Annotated in this window: 16 protein-coding genes; 7 read left to right on the top strand and 9 right to left on the bottom strand. The window is 43.2% G+C overall.

Annotation, left to right across the window (positions count from 1 at the left end):
- Positions 1-14 precede the first annotated feature (14 nt).
- Positions 15-1487 (bottom strand): T9SS type A sorting domain-containing protein, encoded by a 1473-nt coding sequence (locus strainIA91_RS08865; RefSeq protein WP_400166423.1) that lies wholly within the window; start codon positions 1485-1487, stop codon positions 15-17.
- Between the two features lie 185 nt (positions 1488-1672).
- Positions 1673-3286, bottom strand: a complete 1614-nt coding sequence (locus tag strainIA91_RS08870; protein ID WP_400166424.1) for an FG-GAP-like repeat-containing protein — start codon at positions 3284-3286, stop codon at positions 1673-1675.
- 408 nt (positions 3287-3694) lie between these two features.
- On the opposite strand from strainIA91_RS08870, the gene strainIA91_RS08875 reads away from it, so the two are divergent.
- Both strainIA91_RS08875 and strainIA91_RS08880 read left to right on the top strand, forming a co-directional pair.
- On the top strand, positions 3695-5023 hold the full coding sequence (locus strainIA91_RS08875) for a hypothetical protein (protein WP_400166425.1): 1329 nt from the start codon (positions 3695-3697) through the stop codon (positions 5021-5023).
- A 127-nt stretch (positions 5024-5150) separates the two neighbouring features.
- The gene (locus strainIA91_RS08880; protein WP_400166426.1) at positions 5151-6497 is read left to right on the top strand and encodes a WD40/YVTN/BNR-like repeat-containing protein; all 1347 of its coding nucleotides are present in this window, start codon (positions 5151-5153) and stop codon (positions 6495-6497) included.
- Positions 6498-7035: 538 nt separating this feature from the next.
- Here the strand turns inward: strainIA91_RS08880 and strainIA91_RS08885 are convergent.
- Together strainIA91_RS08885 and strainIA91_RS08890 are read right to left on the bottom strand one after the other, a co-directional pair.
- Positions 7036-7986 carry a CsgG/HfaB family protein gene (locus tag strainIA91_RS08885; protein WP_400166427.1) on the bottom strand — a complete coding sequence of 317 codons (951 nt, stop codon included), beginning with the start codon at positions 7984-7986 and terminating at the stop codon, positions 7036-7038.
- A 142-nt stretch (positions 7987-8128) separates the two neighbouring features.
- Entirely contained in the window at positions 8129-9151 is a 1023-nt protein-coding gene (locus strainIA91_RS08890; protein WP_400166428.1) for a tocopherol cyclase family protein, read from the bottom strand.
- A 288-nt stretch (positions 9152-9439) separates the two neighbouring features.
- Between strainIA91_RS08890 and rsgA the strand changes: the two genes are divergently transcribed.
- From rsgA to strainIA91_RS08910, 4 genes are all read left to right on the top strand, one after another.
- Complete coding sequence (gene rsgA / locus strainIA91_RS08895; RefSeq protein WP_400166429.1) at positions 9440-10501, top strand: ribosome small subunit-dependent GTPase A; 1062 nt, start codon at positions 9440-9442, stop codon at positions 10499-10501.
- A 26-nt stretch (positions 10502-10527) separates the two neighbouring features.
- A complete protein-coding gene (locus strainIA91_RS08900; RefSeq protein WP_400166430.1) occupies positions 10528-11337 on the top strand; it encodes a class I SAM-dependent methyltransferase in 810 nt (269 codons plus the stop codon).
- A gap of 394 nt (positions 11338-11731) precedes the next feature.
- Positions 11732-12163, top strand: a complete 432-nt coding sequence (locus tag strainIA91_RS08905; protein ID WP_400166431.1) for a DUF134 domain-containing protein — start codon at positions 11732-11734, stop codon at positions 12161-12163.
- Positions 12164-12186: 23 nt separating this feature from the next.
- The gene (locus strainIA91_RS08910; RefSeq protein WP_400166432.1) at positions 12187-12543 is read left to right on the top strand and encodes a DUF5320 domain-containing protein; all 357 of its coding nucleotides are present in this window, start codon (positions 12187-12189) and stop codon (positions 12541-12543) included.
- A gap of 5 nt (positions 12544-12548) precedes the next feature.
- Here strainIA91_RS08910 and strainIA91_RS08915 read toward each other — a convergent pair whose 3' ends face one another.
- The gene (locus tag strainIA91_RS08915; protein ID WP_400166433.1) at positions 12549-13760 is read right to left on the bottom strand and encodes a phospholipase D-like domain-containing protein; all 1212 of its coding nucleotides are present in this window, start codon (positions 13758-13760) and stop codon (positions 12549-12551) included.
- Between the two features lie 301 nt (positions 13761-14061).
- Between strainIA91_RS08915 and strainIA91_RS08920 the strand changes: the two genes are divergently transcribed.
- Positions 14062-14322, top strand: a complete 261-nt coding sequence (locus strainIA91_RS08920) for a CDGSH iron-sulfur domain-containing protein (protein WP_400166434.1) — start codon at positions 14062-14064, stop codon at positions 14320-14322.
- A gap of 115 nt (positions 14323-14437) precedes the next feature.
- Here the strand turns inward: strainIA91_RS08920 and strainIA91_RS08925 are convergent, their stop codons facing one another.
- The 4 genes from strainIA91_RS08925 to strainIA91_RS08940 are packed head-to-tail and all read right to left on the bottom strand — an operon-like array spanning position 14438 to position 19147.
- Positions 14438-16153, bottom strand: a complete 1716-nt coding sequence (locus strainIA91_RS08925) for a prolyl oligopeptidase family serine peptidase (protein ID WP_400166435.1) — start codon at positions 16151-16153, stop codon at positions 14438-14440.
- Between the two features lie 22 nt (positions 16154-16175).
- Complete coding sequence (locus strainIA91_RS08930; RefSeq protein WP_400168253.1) at positions 16176-17240, bottom strand: ABC transporter ATP-binding protein; 1065 nt, start codon at positions 17238-17240, stop codon at positions 16176-16178.
- 13 nt (positions 17241-17253) lie between these two features.
- Positions 17254-18138, bottom strand: coding sequence for an alpha/beta hydrolase (locus strainIA91_RS08935; protein WP_400166436.1), 885 nt, complete (start codon positions 18136-18138; stop codon positions 17254-17256).
- Between the two features lie 37 nt (positions 18139-18175).
- Positions 18176-19147 (bottom strand): ADP-ribosylglycohydrolase family protein, encoded by a 972-nt coding sequence (locus strainIA91_RS08940; RefSeq protein ID WP_400166437.1) that lies wholly within the window; start codon positions 19145-19147, stop codon positions 18176-18178.
- Between the last annotated feature and the right edge of the window lie 10 nt (positions 19148-19157).

A 19157-nucleotide genomic window follows, 5' to 3' on the forward strand; every position in this document is an offset into this window, starting at 1 on the left:
CTCCTCCTTTCTTTCTACTTCATTAACAGCATTTTCCTTGTTGTTGTGATATTGGTGCCTGCTGTCATTTGCACAAAATACACTCCGCTTGAAAAATCAGCGGAATCCCAGACTATTTCATACGCCCTCGGTCGCTGATATTCATCGACCAAAACGCTAACACTGTGGCCTAATAAGTCATACAGTGTGATTTTTACCCATGCTGCTTTTGGTATTTCATACCGGAGCGTTGTCGATACGTTGAAGGGATTGGGATAATTTTGATGCAATATAAAATTATCCGGTAACAAAGGAATTTCATCAATTTTATCTACTCCTTTGTCTTTCAACTTTATTGTTAAAAAGTCGTATTTGTTCTTTCCATATATATGATTTGTTATTCCGGTCACAACGAGGTTTCCTTCATTATCTAAGGTTATACCGCTTACCTCATCTTCATTGTCATAATCATGGGTAAATGTCCACAGAGTATCTCCATTTAAATCACATTTGACTATATAATAATCACTTCGGTTATTGCTTGTGCCTGTATCACTCCAATAAAAGTATTCACCAGCCAGGTAAATATTACCGTAATCATCGGTGACAACATCGACAAAGCTTACAACTTCGGCGTACTGAAGAGTATCCGTGAATATCTTTGTCCAGAGTGTATCGCCTTGCGCTGAATACTTTACTACCATTGCTGAACAACCACCCGTTCCCGGAAGCAGTTGATGGGTTTCACCGACAACTATTACATTTTCATCTCTATCAGTGGTAACTCCAAAAGCCCAGTCTGTTTCGGCGACATCGTACTGCCTGATCCAAAGGGTTTCCCCATCGGAATTGTATTTAATCGTACACCAGTCCCAGTTAATATCGCTGTCAGAATAACCGGTCACGATAATATTATCAGAATTATCAACTGTAACATCCTGGGCATAGTCTTCCCAATCACCGTAATACTCTCTCTTCCATAGAAGGTTGCCGTTCGAGTCATATTTGAGCGTGATGTAATCGCCCCAGTTGTAATGTACTGTCCCTGTAACAATAATATTATTCTTTGAGTCTGTAGCCACACCGTAACAAAATTCCCCGACATTTTCTCCATTGGCGTATGTCTGAGTCCAGATTAGATTACCATCGGGATCGTATTTGACAATGTGTATATCGGTGTTCGTCGAATCTGTCCAAATATAACCGGCGATGATAATATTATTGAGGCAATCTGATGTTACAGCGTATACACCGTTATAAAAGGTAGTATCATACCACTCTGTCCAGAGTGTATCACCATTAGAGTTATATTTAATTGTAAAACAACTTCCGCCACTTTCTTCGTGAGAACTTTGACCTGTTACGATAATATTTCCTTCAGAATCCGTTGATATTCCTCTTGCATAATCTGTCTCTCCTGTATCAAAGATTCTTTGCCAAAGTATCTCTTGGGCAAATAATAGTCCGGTGATTAGAAAAACTACTGTAAATATTTTAATTGATTTCATGATTGAGCCCTCCTTTTTTGGATCGCCAAATGTACACTGCGCTCTGATAAACAGAATAGCATTCAATCCCATCAAATTGCTCAAATCTTTCTACTTATCATGACTCTTGAAGGGCACTGCCATTTAGCATTTCAGCAAGAATTTCTTTGGCTGAAAACTTGACCTCACTTTTCTATCATATTTATTCATTTTATTAACACCGCTTTTTGTATTTGGAAAATATTTTCACCCCTTGCGTGTATCTTGATAAAGTAAATTCCTGATGATAGTTCTTGGGCATTCCATGCCAATGTATGTGTACCAGGCTGATAAAATGAATCCGTTAACAATGCAATTTCCCGCCCTAAAATATCATGAACAGTTATTTGTATTTGGTCTGCTTGAGGAAGATAGAAATGAATGTTTGTGCTATTATTGAACGGATTTGGATAATTAGGTTTTAACGTAAAACCATTCGGTTGGTACGAATCGCTATGCCTGTCTATAGCGCTATTGCTTACCGGAAATGGATTATTGGAATATATATCTATATTATAGATCCGAGTATATGGATCATCGGAATCTATTCTTCTTAAAAAGATCAACTCATCGGTTTTGTCGTTATTTAGATCGATAGAATTTGAAAGAGAAAATGAAAGAGCATTCGTATCGTCAAGTGCTATTGTAGTATCCGGATTAAAAAGATCACTCTCACCTAGATAACAATACATCTTTTTTGATTCACCTGATCCTCCTGAAACTATGATATCTTTATATCCATCATTGTTAAAATATCCTTGGGCAAACCAAATAAAGAAAGACTGATCATAAGGATCGTAATTATTATATATTATTTCAGTATGTAGACTGTCAAATACGGCTGATCCGGATAATTTGAGAACATCGGTACGATAACCTTCGGTGATAATCCAACCAGCTAATATCATTCCATACGGGGAACCATTCCAGTCAGATACGTATTCCATTTTTCTACCGAGATAGGAATAAGGATTGGGCGCTTCATAAAGAAAATCAGGCGTTGTTGTCAACGTATCACCGCCTGAATAGATATAAATCCTGCCGGGCTTATCCACAAGGTCAAATGGAGCACCCACCATAAAATCGGCATAGCCATCGGCATTCAGATCACCACAGGCAACGGATTCACCATAACAAGCGAATTCTTCCTCGCTCTGATAATACCAGTCCGGTTCGAGATCAAATGGATCCCCACCGAAAAAGACATACACTCTTCCATAAGCGACTATATCATCAAAGGGCGCGGCAACAACCAGATCATCGTACCCGTCGGCATTGATATCTCCACTGGCTATTTCACGGCCAAACTCATGATAGTAATATTCTCCATAACGGGTAAAGTCAGCAATGGTGTCCGGACCATTCTCCGATCCTAAAAAGACTTTAATCATGCCAATGTCAAAATTTGTGGAATATCGAGCGACCAGATCAATATATCCATCGCCGTTAAGATCCATATTGCCCCAAATATCTATTGCATCCCAAAAAGTCAGATCGGGATTTATATCCAGGGTATCACCTCCATAATAGATATCGATTCGGTTACAACTTGTTCTGTTTGTATCAGGACAATCCGGATAACGCCCGTATCCGATTGCCAGATCAGGATAACCGTCATTGTTAATATCACCGACATTTTTAACCGGCCAGCCGAATTCGTCTCCCGGAGCATAGCCGGGAATTGTAGCGATCTTCTGTAAATTCAAAGGACTCTTTGGATAGACATTGTCACACAATATGAAACAGAATATCATCAGATAAATACCAATTTCTTTTTTCATAATCAATTCCAGTTAGATTTTAATAACTTCCATTAAACGGAACGGTCTTTGTAAAGCAGAGTCTGTCCACCGGTCACATCCCAACCCATTCCACATGTTGTGGAGGGCTAATTCAAAGGACCTATCTACAAATTCTTTATTCATTGGATGCCAATCCCGTATCTAATTTAATGTACTTAAGGGGGGGAAGTAAAATCAAGCATAATTTAACAATCATGAGATATATTTTATGGAATCCATGGTTCTATTATATTTCATAAAGAATTTGTACAACAACTATCGAACCAAACCCAATTCATCATTCCATTCATCATTCATCATTCTTAATTCTTAATTCTTTATTCTCCCCATTGCTTCCCATCCGATTCTCATCTAAATTGCACATAAAGCAGTATACAGGGACGTTTCATGCCTAATCTCACACATTTTACATCAGGGAACAGATATTCGGCTTGCATTCTATTACTATTCCTGATCGTTTTGTGCCTTCTACCTGCATGCCGGGATCATTCCACGGGTCCGGAACCGGTACCGTCTATTCAATTGGACGTGGATTACCGGGGAACGGATTTCGTCTGGCTCAAACTGTCTGTAGAAGAAACTGTGAAAGATCTTCATTATCTGATCCGGCGAAACAATGAGGACCGGTTTACAGGGCAATTCTCCGGCCGGGATACCCTGATCACCGATACATCCCTGACACCCGGTACGGAATACTATTACACGGTATACGGAATTAAAAACAGTGAGCCTGTGGATTCCGGTGACACTGTCCCGGTTACAACCCTGCCTCTTAGCAGTCATGATTTTCACTGGGAGATCGATACTCTGGGAGAATACGGCAGTATGCTGAGGGATGTATTCGCTTTCAGTGAAAATGATGTATGGGTTGTGGGCGAAATCATCACAAATGTTCATACCGGGGATAAGTCTAATGCTGCTCACTGGGATGGTACTAAGTGGGAATTGCATAAGATAGATCTTAATCCACCCATGTATTATATATTAGGTTTTTCACAAGATGATTTATGGATGGTAAGTGGGATTCCACACCATTGGGATGGGATGAATTGGAGTAAATATCATTTATGGGACATGGGTGTATTAAGTCCTAATGATGGAATACTAACAAAAGTTTGGGGGACATCATCCACCAATCTGTATTTTGTGGGTGACAAGGGTACCATTGTCCATTATGACGGATCCCAATACCGACGCATGGAGAGTGGTACGGATGCGGATTTAAAGGATATCGACGGGGTATATGATCCTGAAACGGGGCAAACCCGGATCTGGGTAGCCGGTTCGGGAGTGCTTCTCTATTCCGAGGGGGAAACCTGGGAGGTTGTCTGGGATTTTGATCACCCCTTCTTTAAAGATAATTATAATAATCCTAATACGGTCTGGGTTCCGGATAGAAAAGGGTTTATCGTTTCGGTATGGGGTGGTAGTAATTCCGGCACCTATCTTTTAAATCAGCAAAATCCGCATCAGCATACTTCATTGTTTAATCATGACTTATTCTCTTTTGATATGCATGGGAACAGTATAAACGATTTCTTTATCGTAGGAGACTGGAATAAAGTATATCACTATAACGGCAGCACCGTAAGAAATTATCCCGAATTATCCCTGGACGGCTATTCATTTGGTATTTATCATTTTAATAATCACGTATTTGTTGCCGGAGCTACGGGCAGCAGTTTTCGGGCTGTAGTTTTTCGAGGAGTTCGATAATTATATGGAAGAAATGCATAGGAGACAGTGCCATGGGTAAACGAATATGTCTTTTGGCGGGACTTTTAATGGTCACAGTGCTTTTAAACAACTATTCTCTGTTTATTAATAACGCATAAGGTAACCGATGAAAAACCATAAACATCAAAACTTCTTTCCAAAATCCCCTCTTCTTCTTCTCCCCTTCCTCATCACCGCCTGCTTCAGCCCGGAGCCGGAGGATTACGGACTGGCGCTTGAAGCGGTAGATGTGGTCTGTGTGGAGGCCACATTCCGTGTGACGGCTTCCGGGGTGCCGGAAACGTGGACATGCGGACTCTACCGGGATGACAGTCTGGTGGTAACAGAGACACTTAGCGGACAAAGCGGTTATATCCGGGATACGGGACTTTTGCCGGCGGCGGATTATACCTATCACATAAGCTATATGAAAGACGGCCGGGACAAAGACCGGTCCGATCCCATCGCCGTTACCACGCTGGATACCACCAGCCATGATTTTACATGGACCGTGGAAACCCTGGGAGATGCCGGGTCAACCCTCAATGATGTGGCCATTGTGGATGAAAACAACATCTGGGTTGTGGGAAACATAAATACCCCGGATGGTGAATATAATGCCGCTCGATGGAATGGTTCGGAATGGGAATTTATGGGTATTTACAGCAATACTCTTGATTTATACAGTATCTGGTATTTTGCAGAAGATGATATCTGGGTACTATCAAGTTATCCAATTCATTGGGATGGAGAATCATGGACTCACTACCACTTAACAGAAATGGGAATAATACCAGGAGGGCTTGGTGGTTCTATTTGGGGAGCTTCACCAAATGATGTTTGGTTTGTAGGCAGATATGGACGCATTGTCCACTACGACGGGAGCCGGTTCCGCCGGGTGGAGAGCGGGACGGATGTGGATTTGAAAGACATGGACGGGACACCGGACGGAAAACATGTGTTTGTTGCCGGGGCAACACTCATGGGGGACTTGGGAGGTCACGGTGTATTTCTCCATATTGAAGAAGGCAATCCGAATATAGTATATACGACGACTACTTATGGGGGAAACCCGGAAAATGGCAATTATGGAAGAATGCACACTTTAACAGTAACAGACTCAAGAGTCTATGCCAATCCCGGTGGAGTGGACATGCTGGTTTATGAAATCATCCCGGACATCTATCACTATTATCCCGTCAAATCAACGGTGTTGAGAACCGATTATTATTCAACCGGAAATCAGGTCCGCGGAGAGCGGAATCATGACATTCTGTTTATTTCTCCGGAGTCTGTTGTCGTACACTACAATGGCAGCAGTCTTAAAATAATGACAGATCTGCTTCAACTATACGGGAATAATATGTTATGGGTAAGACGGGCACGCTACACAGACAATCTGGCTGTGATTGTGGGCTTGTTTGATTCAGGTATCCCGGGAGGAATTATTGTGAAAGGAGTGCATCAGGAATGAGAGAAAGGGTAAATGGCATCTCGGCCGCGGCGAGTGTTTTTCTCTGTAATTTCCTACATGCAGGAAAAAGGCGAGGGTTACCGGGGGATAACAGGGTCATTTTAAAATGAGAGGATAATAAAAAGGGACGGTTGTGATGCCGCCCCTGAGTTATTTTATGCTGACTGCCAACTTAAAAGTAACGCGTGACGAGTAACGCGTGACACGTTGACCAATCCTGCCAACTGCTGGTATAAGTAGCGAGTAGCGAGGGCCGAGTAACGAGAATTTCCCCAATTAACCTAAACCACACCATGAAATCTTGCGTCTCTTCTCGCACCTCGATACCCGTACCTCGTTACTGTTTCCCGACTTTCGATAAAGCCTGCCCCGATAAGCCAGAATGACGTTCGGGGACTGTCGACTGTCGACTGCTGACTGCCGACTGTCGACTGAATAGTGACTCGTGACGCGTCACGAGTGACAAGTGGGTTAATCCCCAGTGAAATACGCTGCGCTCATTTCACTGGGGATTGGTCACCACATCGAACGGCTATTTCTACTGAACAGGTATATCTTTCAATCTGACAACCGTATTGTTTGCTTTTATTTCAACCAATGAGAGTGAGTGAACGTCAGATGCAGTTTCACCAAATATGATTTCCATAGTCGTAGGGATTCCTGCAATTAGCTTTCCTCCATTTCTACTGGATCCTCCCCATCCGTCAGCAGTCCGCATTCGATGCCGCTGACCGGCAAAAATCAACTGAACCAGACCAAGCTTTTCTCCAGTGTCACTCCAGGCATTGGTGGGAAGAAACCATAGTGTTAGATCCCTGTCCTGAGTATCCTGATTAATCACCTGTAAATGACATTTGATGACATTCCCTTTCTTTTCGCACGAAAGGACTTTAAAGAGTATACCATCCACCTCTGTCTGTATATCTGGAAATGTATTTTCTGGTAACGACCTGATTTCGCTTACCTGAGTCACGGGTTGTACTGAGTCTAAAAGTCTCGAAACCGTTTCATCTTTTGGGATTTCTACCGAGGCAACTGAAAAGACTTGTCCTGTTTCGGATGAAATCAGACGGGCATTGATTTTCACACTTCTCCCCAAATCTGTAAGACTTCCCGAAACAATGGCCTGAACACCCAGTAGATGTCCCAGTCGGACAGCAGAGTTTTCGTCAATCATACCAATGAGGGACATTTCCTGTTCATTCATGATTTTATGCAGCATCTGCCGTTCAACAATATTAAAATGACCGCTTTTATAAAGATGCGTGGTTAATTCTTCCGCGATATAGCGTCCCAAATGCGTATTTCTTCCCTCAATATCAGAAAATTCCACAATTGCAATGTCTGTCTTGCTGTTTGTTGAAAAACTCTGACTTATTTGGGTTGACAAAAGAGTGAGTTCCGAATTAAGTGTTTTGGGAAGAACCGCCGACGTCTCAGATACTGTGGAACATCCGATTAAAAAAGCCAAAAAAACTAAATAAAGCATTGATTTTCCCATTCCATTCATGATTAATCCCTTATAATAGATAAATCAAGTTATAAACATTCTGTCATCGAATCCAATGAATAAATGATCCATGCGTTATTCTCTATCTTTACAAAATTACTATACCTTTCCGCGCCCACTGCTAAGGCTTTAAATGATTTGGATCCCCCACCAGCTCAAGTCCGGCGATGTGGGTGCTGTCTTTAAAAAGAATCTTGTTTTCTTTGTCTTTTACCGTCACCCTGAGGGATGCATCGATGCTCTCATGAATAATCCGGGTCATATCCCCGGTCTGCGGTGCCCTGAGCGCGCCGGATGTGCCTTTTGTCCCTTCGATATGAACTGAAAAGGTTTTTGCATCAATCACAATATGAAGGGTATTGGGGGACAGACTCAGATCGCTTATTCTTGCCCCGAGATATGTGGCAAAGGAATACAAATGGGGTTCATCATACAAAAATCCCAGAAATCCGGTAAAAGAACTCCCCAGCCACGGGATGTGAGCGACAGACAGCATAAAAGAAGCCTTTGGATGATGCTGAAAGCTGTTTGTCTGCATCCAAACCCAGGCTTTGGGCATACTTAAGCCCCAATCTTTTTCAATATACCCCCTGCCGCCTTGAATGGATATTACATCATTTACAGTTTTGACCACTCCTTGAACCGTGTGATGCATACTTACAACGCCGTGAAAACATTCCATAAACGGGACAAAGCGGTACCACCCCATGATGCCGGGAGAATGAAATTTTACCGGATATCTCACCGAATGCTGAAAGTCCAGATGTGCATAAAAATATTCCTCTCCTTTTCCCACATCAACATGCAGCCGGTCCCGACTGAAATATTGATAACCGATGGAAATTTCAAAATCTTTTGTTGAATATTTGAAATCTTCAATCAAAAATCGATGATAAACCGTGTTACCGTTGTTTCCGTTAATAATTTGTATAAAAGCATGGGCGTCTTTCCCCGTGGTAATACCGGGGATTATTGCATACCGGTGTTTACCATCCTGCGATACAATTTTAAAATACCACCCTTCGAAATATGTCTTTTTATTATAATAGCCCTGAAACCATTCGGGATGCCAGATTTTACGTACCGTATACAGAAAACCCGGTGATTCCTGTATCGATAGAATTCTTTCTATACGGGTGAACATAAAATATAATCACAATGTATACAGTTTAATGATGAGCACCCAAAAATCCTCCTGATTAGAGTTTAACAAAAAATGATCGTATTTTTAAGAGAATACTCGATACCGTCAAGGTAATCCCTAAAAAATATTCATCAAGAAAATTAGAATTAAGTATAATTTAAATATTGAGAAATATCTACAATACATGTTAAAATGGAGTATCGAAGAGACGGAGATAAAAGTGCGTTTTCATGCAAATCGTGACACAGCCGGAAAAACAAGGACATCCTCAAGAGAGGATAAACCGATATGAATTTAGAAGACCTGGGTTATAACAACCATTTAGAAACAATCAACAAAGACGGTATTTCTGGCGATTTCGAAGTGGGCCGGGTAATTGCCGAATACAAGGAGCGATATACCGTTCGGACAGTTAGCGGTGAATATCCGGCTGAAATTACAGGAAATTTGCGATATACCGCCACAGGCCGGGAGGATTTTCCGGCAGTGGGTGACTGGGTGGAACTGATGGTCCTTGATCCGGACTTTGCCATTATTCATAAGGTCCTCCCCCGCCATTCCGTCATCAAACGGCAGGCAGTATCCCAGACAGGGGAAGTGCAGGTGATAGCCGCCAATATCGATGTTGCCTTTATTGTTCAGGCTGTAGACCGCGATTTTAATATAAACCGGCTGGAACGGTACCTGACACTCTGTCATTCATCAAAAGTCAGTCCCGTCATCCTCCTGACTAAAACAGATCTGATCCCTGAAAACCGGCTGACCGGACTCATAGAAGAAATCCAACAACGTATAGAAAACGTACCGGTTCTGGCAGTCAGCAACGAAACAGAGGAAGGGTATGATCTTCTCCTGGAAAAAATAGAAAAAGGCAAAACCTATTGTTTGTTGGGATCCTCAGGCGTGGGAAAATCCACCTTACTGAACCACCTGTCCGGAAAAACCATCATGAAAACCAACACCATCAGCGACAGCACCCGGAAAGGGAAACACACCACCAGTCACCGGGAAATGTTTTTTCTGGATAATGGCGGCATCATCATCGATAATCCCGGTATGCGGGAAGTGGGCATTGCGGATACCGGCAGTGGATTGGAAACCACCTTTGACAGGATTGTCAGTTATGCCCAAACATGTAAGTTTAAAGACTGCACCCATATCCATGAAACGGGCTGTGCCGTCCTGGAAGCCCTGGAAAAGGGTGACATTGACGAAAAAGCCTATGAAAACTATCTGAAATTAAAACGGGAAAAAGCTCATTTTGAATCCAGCGTGGCTGAAAAGCGGAAAAAAGAAAAGCAATTTGGAAAAATTGTGAAGCATTACAAAAAATACTATGCAAAAAAATAGATGTCTTGATACATGGGAGCTTCATTATGATATCCCTGGACAAAGAAAAAGAAACGTTATGGATCCCTTTGTACGGGAAGGCAAGAGAAAGCCAAAAAAAATCACCCATACTTAAAGATCCAAAAGCCGAAGAAATTATTGGCAGGATTGACCTGGATTTCAAGTCACTAAATATCCCAGAAAAAACAAACACCATGATGTGTCTGAGGGCCAAACTTTTCGACAATTATGTCCGAAATTTTCTTGATAAGTCCGGACATACCGTCGTTATTCATTTAGGGTGCGGACTGGACAGCCGGTATGACAGAATTCAACAGACACATGTTCAATGGTTCGATTTAGATTTTGAAGAGGTGATCTCTCTTCGTAAAAAATTCTATTCCGAATCTGAAACCTATCATTTAATTCCTTCTTCAGTGACAGATAAATCATGGATTGAGTCCATACCCACGGGATATGATGATTATCTTGTGATTGCCGAGGGATTGTTTATGTATCTCAGGGAAGCGGAAATCAAAACATTACTCCGGGCGTTAAAAGAAAGCATTGGCCCTTATACCCTGATTTTTGATGCTTTCAGCACCTATACGGCGAAACGGATTAGCCGGCATCCCTCCCTTAAAAAAACCGGCGCATCTATCCAATGGGGGATTGATGATCCGGACCATTTAACAACATGGGATCCGCACATTCGATGGGAAAAAGTAATCTGGTTGACTTCCAATGAGGAAATTCAGCATCTGGATATGATAACGCGCCTGATCTATAAAATCGCCCATCTGTTCCCCATGGCCAGAAAAGCTCACCGGATTCTAATCTATTCTGTCCATAGTTAAAATTGTAAACCGGATAATTATTTTTTTAATCTGTAACACACCTGTTCCCGAGTAAATCCAGATAAAAGATATAAATCTCATAAAATCTCAGGTATTCCATAAAGTTAGAAGAAATGCGGAAGTGACGAGTATACGAAAGCACACTTATTCCTTCGAAAGGTGGAAGAATGAAAGCATACAACCTTAAACAAATTTATACAGCTTACACATCCCTAAATCCCCTCTTAAAGGGAGGATTTTCCCGGTTTCATTGAAAATTAACACCGTAATCATCCAACTATCTTTCCTTCGTTACCTTGTGTCTTCGTCCCCGCAAACTCTGCGAGAGTTTTCTCTTGATTTCTCCCAGAAAATCCCTAAATTATAATTAGCATATGCCAATAACGGGGGGATGATGCCCAGGCCGGTAAAAAACAGATGGATCTACGGGCGCTACGAAGAAGAGGTTTTCAAGCCCCGGGGAAGGGGCATGACGACACTTGAGGCAGTGCATCTTGAAGCCGATGAGTTGGAAGCTATCCGCCTGGCAGATTTCGAAGGATTGTATCAGAGTGAAGCGGCGGAAAAGATGGGCATATCCCGGCAGACTTTCGGGAACATCCTCAATCGGGCTCATCAGAAAGTTGCAGATGCCCTGATACACCGGAAAATGATCCGCATGAATCCGGCTGGAACAGATCGCCATTTGTGTGTCCGATGCGGACAGCCCTGGACCGGTACGGCAACACGCATAAGCCGGGATATTTGTCCGGAATGTGATGATGAGTCACTATCCAAGAGGGAATATCCGCCGTACGGGCACCGACATCGTCATGGACGTGAATAAAACATAAACAAAGGAGGTATACAATGCCAAGAGGAGACAGAACAGGACCTGAAGGATATGGTCCCATGAGCGGCAGAGGATTGGGATATTGCCGTGGATACAGCAGTCCGGGTTATACCAAAGGAACACCACGCGGATGGGGCCTTGGCCGGGGCTTTGGACGAGGGTTCGGCCGGGGTTTCGGTGGAGGATTCGGCTGGAGAAACCGTTTTCGGGGCGGTTATGATTATGAGAACCTTCCACCCGTTGCACCTGAACCGTCCATAAATCCCAAAGATGAGGCCCGGCTGTTAAAAGAGGAAGCAGATGCCTTAAAAAAGGATCTCGAATCTATCAACAGCCGCATTAAAGAGCTGGAAGAAGGGAAATCCAGGGAATAATCGGATTATTCCGACGTTTCTTTCCGTTTGTACTCTTTACACAAATCTACCCGATGACAATAATCCGAATCCCAGCTTTTGGAAAAGATCTCCGACACCCGGTTGGAGATCTTTTCATTTTCGATCACAATACCCAGATTCCTCCCCCTGTGAAAATAGCTTTTTGAAGCATTGGATGTCCCCAGCCAGAATGCTTTATGATCGGCCACGATGAATTTGCAGTGTTCCACCCGTGCGAATCCGATATACCCTTCACTTGCGTCGGGAATGGTCGAAAATTTAATTTCTACATTGGGGATGGCATGGAGTGATTTGATGTACTCGATCCGTGGGGAATAGAAATTCCAGTCGGACAGGATCATCTCCACCTTGACACCTCTTGCCGCCGCCCGGCGGAGGGCAAAATCCAAGGATTCGTACAATTCTCCCCGGGATAAGGGCGAATAACCCAGAAACTGAAGGCGCAGAGATTCTTTTGCCGAATCAATTAGCCGGATCATCTGTGTTTCATCCCAGTTCGGTCGATGAAAGATGATAGATGGATTACTGGCGGTGGGAATGATTGTCATCTCTCCGTATTTTTCCGATGACACTTCAAATTTTGCCAGTTCGTCTCTCTTTTCCAGTGTCCATATCATATTTTCAACGTGTGCATTTTCATCCGAAAGTTTCCAGTCCAGATTGAAAATTTCCTGATAAAAAGCGACGATTTTCTCGTGGGAAAGACGGATTCCCAATTCATGAATGTGTTTCAGTGCCCGCCAGTCGAAATTCTGGGATCCGAGGAAGAGTTCCTTCCCGTCCACAATAAAATACTTGGCATGCAGCACCCCGCCTGTGATTTTGTTCAGATCGTAAATATGGACCCTGATATTGGTATGCTCATCCAGTAAATCCGCGGTTTCCGGATATGTTTTGTACATGTTCCCATCCACAATAAACCGGACGTTAACACCCCGGTCTGCAGCACGGAACACCGCATCCAGGACCGGTTCCAGTGCTTCGCCCTCCTTATGAGAGATATAAAACTCCCCGAAATCCAGAGACCGTTCCGCGCCGTCAATCATGTCAATCCACACCTCGGTCGTATTCCGGATATCGGGATTATCCAGGGTGGTTTCTACGGGAATGCTTTCCACCAGTTCGATCATATCCTTTCCAAAAAGGGAAAGACTAAAGAGAACAAAAGGGATTATCCATAAAAATCGTTTCATCATGGGAATCCTCCGGCTATTGCAGGCATTTATTTTCTTTGGTAAAAGTATATCGAAAATCTGTCCAAATGAAAAGTCCAAAGCCATGAATTTCTCACGACTTAAGGAATCCCGATAGACTCATCTGCAGGAAAACCATTGATATTCCCACATCTTTTCATGTACTTTGATACACGTGTTGATTTCAGACTTAATATTTCATATTCAACATACAAGATTGAAACATTGACCACAGCTCCGACTCTCAACTCACCACTCCAACTCAATACTCTCCACTCTCAACTCTTAACTCATAAAGGAGATCATGATGAAACCAAAAATCGCCCAAATCGGTCCCTACGAAGTGGAACTGAAAGAAGGGAAACGTTATTTATGGTGTGCATGCGGCCGGAGCAAGGATCAGCCTTTTTGCGATGGATCCCACGAAGGGACCGGTATCAAACCTGTTTCTTTTAAAGCGGAAAAATCTGAAAAAGCTGCACTGTGCGGATGCAAACACACAAAACACCCGCCCTATTGCGACGGGACGCATGAGACGATTGAAAAAATAGGCGGAGATTTTTAATGACATGTGGAGTCACACCTGAATCCCACCAAGGAGACTGATTTAATGGGTAGGGGGTAGAATATTAAATAAGCCAGGAAATGTTAGTTGAACAAATAGGATTATAATTATATTTCTATTTTATAAATATCATTTTCCCTGATTTTGATTCCTCACCTGCCGATAAACGATAAACATAGATGCCTGTTGGAACGCCTTGACCTATCTGGTTCGTTCCATCCCATATAACAGAGTGTTTTCCTGCAGGCAAATCGGCCCAGTCCCATTTTCGAATTGTATTTCCCTGGACATTGAAAACAGTCAGTGTGACATGCTTTTGCCTGGATAAGGAGAAAGGAATGGTAGTCATAGGATTAAAGGGATTGGGATAATTTGATTTCAAATCAAATGCTGAGGGATTTCGATTTTTTGAAACACCGGTTGCCCGTTCGTTTACCTGTGAAAATATCCACTGCCACAAATCTTCCGAATGATAAGCTGGTTGCCAGGCCCAATGACCCACATTACTATATAATGTAAACTGCACCTTATCTGAGACATTTCTTAAGCGATGATACATAAACTGAGCACCCTGCCAGGGAACGCCGTCATCCAAATCCCCGTGAAATATCCATACAGGAGTATTACGAAGTCTTTCAACAGCAGCCACATCCCTGGCAGAAATCGGAATCACAGCAGCAAAACGATTGGGATAGGTGACTGCATATTCCCAGGTACCAAATCCGCCACGACTTAATCCGGTAATGTACAGGCGATGCTCATCAATACGGTAATTTTCAAGGACTTGTTGCGTGATGGCATCAAGGCGATCCACGTCCCAGTGTACATCATCGTGAAGTTGAGGACATAGCAAGATATAATCTGAATAGATATCCTGTTCAAACATTGACGGAGGTTCTGCTTCCCGGATATCTTCAATATTCCAGATGGCATTTCCTGCTCCGTGAAGAAAGATCATCATTGGCCAATCGAAATCACTTCTATCATAATTCTCCGGCAAATAAAGTAAATAATTTTCATTAAAAGATCGTGTGATAGTCGTTGAAAAGGTCAGGGATTTAGGTACGGGTTTCCCTGTTCCCATCTGTGGAGTATTTTCACTTAACCATTGATAAAAAGAAAGATCCTGATACACCGTATCACGAATTTCGTGACCCAAATCCTCAAAAATAATCAGTTCCACATCCGTATTGTCCCAATTCAGTTCCGAATACATCACTTCCGCATCCTCTACAGGCACAAGAGTATCCTGCCGGCCATGATAGATTCGGATTGAGGATTCATGAACACCCCAGATCTGAGTCCCGGCAGGCGATCCGGCTACTGAAATCTTTTCAAAAACTCCGGGGTTTTCCAGGCCCAGTTCCCATGCTCCCCAACCGCCCTGGTCTCCATAACCGGTCACCCAATAATGGGCGGGTTCCAGGTGGTAATTCGATGCGATATGATCAATCAGTGCCATCAGTGTCTGAGTATCCCATAGGGCGCTATCGGATAAAACCGGAGCAGCAATAAAGTAATTAAAGGACATCCCGGCCTCCACCATGGATGGCGGACCGATCTGACGGAGTCCTTCCGAATTGTTTGAAAATTCTTCTCCTGTCAGAAAAAGTAAGAGGGGATACCCTTGGCGGGGATGATAATCAGGTGGGGTATACAGAAAATAATCCAGTGAGACAGGTTTCACATAATCTGTTTCCAGGGTGTGATATTCTGGGAGAATTTCCCCATGGGTAACTGTGATGAACACAAGACATACAAAAATCAATCTGCACACAGTATTCAGATGACATATAAAACGACACATGTGGTATTTTGCCTGTTGAAGCATATTTTTTCCTAATATCTATTGATCAGCATATTCTAACACCCGTTTTTTTATCAAAGAACAAGATCCGATCCGGTTTAAAAGTAATCGGGATCCGGGTATCCGGTTCGTAAATCTGTCCGGACGTATCCCGGGCGATGAGTTGTTGTGATCCGATTTTAAAATTTAGGATCGATTCATTACCCAGAGGTTCAGTGATTTCCAGATTTGCCAAAATCTCACCTTTCCCTACCAGAATATCCTCCGGACGGATTCCCAAATACAAAGTGTCTGTTTTCAGCTTATTCAGTTCGGGTCGGTTTTTTACATTCAGCGAAATCCCATCTCCCACAAAGGTTTCATGACGAACCAGTTTTCCCTCAATGAAATTCATGGCCGGTGATCCGATAAAGCTCCCCACAAACATATTATTGGGTGATTGATATACTTCCATGGGATTTCCCACTTGTTGTGTAATACCATCGTGCAATATCATGATACGATCTCCCATCGTCATGGCTTCCACCTGATCATGGGTTACATAAATCATGGTTGTTTTAAGTTCGTGATGGAGTTTTTTTATCTGGGTCCGCATCTGGACACGAAGTTTGGCATCCAGATTGGAAAGGGGTTCATCAAAGAGAAAGACTTTCGGATTACGAACCAGAGCGCGTCCCAGGGCAACCCGTTGTCTTTGACCACCTGAAAGTTCTTTGGGTTTTCGGTGCAGCAATTCGGAAATTTCCAACATGCCGGCGGCCCAATGGACTTGTTTTTCAATCTGTGCTTTCGGTACTTTTCGCAATTTCAAACCAAATGCCAGGTTATTATATACATTCATGTGGGGATACAGGGCATAATTCTGAAAAACCATGGCAATATCCCGGTCTTTTGGGGATACATGATTCATATATTGTCCATGAATATATATGTCTCCTGAGGTCACTGTTTCAAGTCCGGCAATAATCCGTAACAGAGTGGATTTTCCGCAACCGGACGGCCCTACAAGGACCACAAATTCACCTTCCTGAATCTCCACATTGAAGTTATGGATGACAATTTTATCTTTTGTGTAGGATTTGACAATATTTTTCAGACAAACAGAATTCATCATCACAAACCTTTTAAAAGGGGTTGGAGTATTGATTGTTAAAGGAAAAGTAAGGGGAATGGTGGCGGATACTTTTCAGGCCTTCCACGAACAGAGGTTTCCACACATTCCAGTTGTGTCCACCGTTCACAATTCGTAATTCGGCAGGATTGTTATTCTTTTTGTTTAGCAATCCATAAAGCAGAACCACCTGTTGTTCGATATTGTAATGAAACCCTTCCGGATGGTTCCAGTCATCGTCTCCGGCACTGATAAAAAAGAACACCTGATTTTCTTGTTTCAAATAATCCTGAAGGATGGCCGGATAATTCCGGTCATTCCACAAAGCGGCTTGAAAAGGGTTTCCGAAGGCACCGCTTGAACGGGCAGAAGATTTTTTGGGTGGCAGTCCGTTGTAAATAGCAGGACTCAAAAGTATGGCACTGCTAAAAAGTTCCGGATATCTGAGCCCGTATCGCAATGCTCCATATCCCCCCATGGAAAAACCGGCCACACAACGTCCGTCCCGATGATCTGTCAGATGGTATTTCCGGGTCACATAGGGGATTAATTCTTTAATAAAGGCTGTTTCCCAGGGATTCGATCCATCCACCCACCAGGATGTCCCCGATGCAGGTGCCACAGCAATACAGGGAGCAATTTCCTTTTCCCGTATCAAAGAATCCAGCAGGTGAATGATGGGATCCCAGGCTTGTTCATCACCTCCGCTTCCATGCAACAGAAAAAAGGCAGGATACGTATTTGTGTCAGGATCGAATGAATCGGGAAGAAAGATTCGCACATACCAATTCTGACCCAAAACAGAGGAGCTTAGTGTATCAGTCAGACTTGTACCACCCTGTAGAAATGCAGAGCAGAGAATCAGTCCCAAAAGTATTCTTATGAGTATTTTATTCATTTTTTTATAGGATTTTTATCACTCATCTTATTGTTTTTCAAATGAGTTTTGCCAAATCTGTCGCCATCTGGATCAGATCTTTTCCACGGGTAAAGTTTAAACATGTACCGCTTGGTTTACGGACCTTATCCACCCAGTCCCGGGGAATTGCTTTCAACCCATGTAAGGCACCGGATATAGCCCCAACCACAGCCCCAATCGTATCGGAATCCCGGCCAAAATTTCCGCTGTAAAGAATTCCCTTTTCAAAGTTTCCATCTGTCAGCCTGAAAATGGCTAAAGCAGACGTCACGGCTTCCGGAACAGCCGCTTTATTTTCACACCGGAGTATTTGGTGCAAGGGCATCCACGCTTTTTCAAGCTTGTTGTCATAGTGATCCAGAAGATCAAAACAACGTTTCAAAGAGTGATAAAACCAACTGTCAGGCGGTGCACATTGGAAGGCAGCATGCAGAATTTCATCCAGTGTCCCTGATTCCATGGCAACAGCTACCGCGGCGGCAACAGCCTGGGCACCCCAAATGCCATCCCTGTCGTGGCTGATTTCCGCGTCTATTCGTGCCAACTCCATCGCCCGTTTTATATTCCCTGCAGCCACAATCCCGGCTGGCGCTGCCCGCATTGCAGCCCCATCGGTATAGGAAAAGGCATTAAACCGACCTGAATCGGGGGCTATGATTCCTTTTCTGATATTGGCGGCTGCTTCACGTTCACTGGCGCCACCCCGCCGGAGTTCATCCTGGACAACAACATGCTCTTTCCAGGCAGCTAAGACATCTTCGGGAGCAGGTTTACCCCCGGTCCGAATCAGGATTTCTGCTGTTAACAGGGCAAATTCCGTATCATCCGTACTCCCGGTTTCTTTTTCAGGAAAATCCATGGTAATGCCATATAGAAATTGATTTTCCGGATCCCGGGCAGCATCCCCAAAAGCGTCTCCTGTAGCCAAACCAATCAGACAACCGGCTGCTTTATCCTGATAATCAATTGTTTTCGTGTTTTTTTTCATCCTTATCACT

The sequence above is a fragment of the Candidatus Neomarinimicrobiota bacterium genome, assembly GCA_041154365.1.
Lineage (GTDB): Bacteria > Fidelibacterota > Fidelibacteria > Fidelibacterales > Fidelibacteraceae > Fidelibacter > Fidelibacter multiformis.

Coding starts and splice junctions, on each gene's coding strand:
- strainIA91_RS08915 (WP_400166433.1), bottom strand. CDS start 13,760: ATGATGAAACGATTTTTATGGATAATCCCTTTTGTTCTCTTTAGTCTT.
- strainIA91_RS08900 (WP_400166430.1), top strand. CDS start 10,528: ATGATATCCCTGGACAAAGAAAAAGAAACGTTATGGATCCCTTTGTAC.
- strainIA91_RS08865 (WP_400166423.1), bottom strand. CDS start 1,487: ATGAAATCAATTAAAATATTTACAGTAGTTTTTCTAATCACCGGACTA.
- strainIA91_RS08890 (WP_400166428.1), bottom strand. CDS start 9,151: ATGTTCACCCGTATAGAAAGAATTCTATCGATACAGGAATCACCGGGT.
- strainIA91_RS08875 (WP_400166425.1), top strand. CDS start 3,695: ATGCCTAATCTCACACATTTTACATCAGGGAACAGATATTCGGCTTGC.
- strainIA91_RS08930 (WP_400168253.1), bottom strand. CDS start 17,240: ATGAATTCTGTTTGTCTGAAAAATATTGTCAAATCCTACACAAAAGAT.
- rsgA (WP_400166429.1), top strand. CDS start 9,440: ATGAATTTAGAAGACCTGGGTTATAACAACCATTTAGAAACAATCAAC.
- strainIA91_RS08925 (WP_400166435.1), bottom strand. CDS start 16,153: ATGCTTCAACAGGCAAAATACCACATGTGTCGTTTTATATGTCATCTG.
- strainIA91_RS08880 (WP_400166426.1), top strand. CDS start 5,151: ATGAAAAACCATAAACATCAAAACTTCTTTCCAAAATCCCCTCTTCTT.
- strainIA91_RS08935 (WP_400166436.1), bottom strand. CDS start 18,138: ATGAATAAAATACTCATAAGAATACTTTTGGGACTGATTCTCTGCTCT.
- strainIA91_RS08905 (WP_400166431.1), top strand. CDS start 11,732: ATGCCCAGGCCGGTAAAAAACAGATGGATCTACGGGCGCTACGAAGAA.
- strainIA91_RS08920 (WP_400166434.1), top strand. CDS start 14,062: ATGATGAAACCAAAAATCGCCCAAATCGGTCCCTACGAAGTGGAACTG.
- strainIA91_RS08940 (WP_400166437.1), bottom strand. CDS start 19,147: ATGAAAAAAAACACGAAAACAATTGATTATCAGGATAAAGCAGCCGGT.
- strainIA91_RS08870 (WP_400166424.1), bottom strand. CDS start 3,286: ATGAAAAAAGAAATTGGTATTTATCTGATGATATTCTGTTTCATATTG.
- strainIA91_RS08885 (WP_400166427.1), bottom strand. CDS start 7,986: ATGCTTTATTTAGTTTTTTTGGCTTTTTTAATCGGATGTTCCACAGTA.
- strainIA91_RS08910 (WP_400166432.1), top strand. CDS start 12,187: ATGCCAAGAGGAGACAGAACAGGACCTGAAGGATATGGTCCCATGAGC.